Here is a 1,305-nt window from a genome sequence, read left to right on the forward strand (position 1 = left end):
GGCCTAAAGCCAGGCTTCACCGCTCGCTTTTGTTGGCGCCGCCGCCCGGACTTTGGTCCGGGCGGCGGCGCTGCTTTCGGGAGAGTGGCCGGGCATCCCGGCGGCGCCATGACGTGGGCAGCCTCGATGTCTGCGGTGTTTCCGTGCCTACCCCGCGGCCCCAGTCAGATTTCCCGCAAGCTCCCGCCGCTGAGTTCCAGGACGCGGTGCGCGTTCCTCCGTGCGTAGTCCAGGTCGTGGGTGACCATGACGACGGCGGCGCCCCGCGCGGCGGCTCGGTCGACGGCGCCCTGCAGCGCCTCGAGGCCGTGCCGGTCCAGCCCGACGGTCGGTTCGTCCAGGGCCAACACCGCCGGTTCGCGGGCCAGGACCGTGGCCAGGGCGAGCAGCCGCTGCCGGGAGGCGGACAGCTCGGCCGGGTGTGCCTCCTCGGTACCGGACAGGCCCACCGCGGCCAGCGCGGCCCGGGCCTTGCCCTCGGCGCCGGCCTTTCCGGACAGTTGCCGGAGTCCGAACGCGGCTTCCCGCAGGACGGTGCGTTCGAAAAGCTGGTCCCGGGGGTGCTGGAACAACAGGCCCACGGAGGCCGCGACCTTTCCCACCGGCTCGCCGGCAATGCTGCGCCCGCAGACCAGCACGTCCCCGGCCGAGGGCCGGAGCAGTCCATTGAAGTGGCGCAGCAGTGTCGACTTGCCGGCGCCGTTGGGCCCGGTCACGGCGATGATCTCGCCCGGGCGCACGGCGAAATCCACGTCCCGGAGGACCCGGTCCTGCGCGCCGGTGCCGTGCCGACGCGGGTCCCGAGCGTAGCCGAACCCAACGCCGCGCAGTTCCAGCGATGCCGGGCCGGGACCGGGCGCCGCGGCAGGCACCGGCCCGGGATGGCGGGCGCCGGCGGCGACGCCGGACCCACTGGCCCCCAGGACGCCGGACCCAATACCGCTCGGCCCAATGCCGCCGGGCCCGCCTACGCCAATCACTCCGGCGCGCTCCAGTTCGGCCGAGCCCGCCAGCTGCGCCGGCGTCCCGGCAGCGGTGACCGTCCCGGCAGCGGTGACCCTCCTGCCGTCGGGCCCGGTCTGAGCGTCAAGAATCGTCCAGTGCGTGGCTTCCCCGGCGAGCCCGTCGGCTGCCTGGCTCAGGAGGACGACGCCGGTCCCGGCGCCGCAGAGGCTGCGGACCAGGGCCTCGACTTGCGCGGCTCCGGCCGCGTCCAGCGATGCCAGCGGCTCGTCCAGGATGAGCACGTCCGGTTCCGTGATGACGGCGCAGCCCACGGCGAGCCGGCGCAGCTCCCCGCCGGAG

At 74.6% G+C, this 1,305-nt stretch carries 1 protein-coding gene; it reads right to left on the reverse strand.

Features of this window, described 5'->3' with window-relative positions:
• Window positions 1–164: 164 nt before the first annotated feature.
• Window positions 165–1,305 (reverse strand): ATP-binding cassette domain-containing protein (locus LQV45_RS33215; RefSeq protein WP_230011975.1); only part of this gene is annotated, 1,141 nt, incomplete at its 5' end.

The sequence above is a fragment of the Microbacterium sp. Bi128 genome (assembly GCF_918698205.1).